General features: G+C 40.1%; 1 pseudogene. It reads right to left on the bottom strand.

Annotated features, from left to right (window positions below):
• Positions 1-279 (bottom strand): annotated as a pseudogene (locus AAEY83_RS14415) (hypothetical protein); the annotation flags it as partial.

The following is a 279-nucleotide window of genomic DNA, read 5'->3' as shown; positions in this document are numbered from 1 at the left end:
ACGATTAACAAAGTCTTCGTGTTTTTGCTGATCCTCGGCAGAGGTTTTGGTATTAAACGAAATAACGGGTAGCAAATCTTCGGTATTAGAGAACATTTTTTTCTCGATCACGGTGCGCAATTTTTCGTAGCTGGTCCACAGTGGGTTTTTACCATTATGGTGCGCTCGAGCCCTAAGCACAAAGTTTACTATTTCGTTACGAAAATCTTTTGGATTAGAAATACCCGCTGGCTTTTCTATTTTTTCAAGTTCTGCATTAAGGGCATCACGGTCAAATAG

The organism is Psychrobacter sp. TB20-MNA-CIBAN-0197, assembly GCF_040309765.1.
In the GTDB taxonomy this organism is placed as follows: domain Bacteria; phylum Pseudomonadota; class Gammaproteobacteria; order Pseudomonadales; family Moraxellaceae; genus Psychrobacter; species Psychrobacter submarinus.
This window is presented reverse-complemented; position numbering and strand designations above follow the sequence as displayed.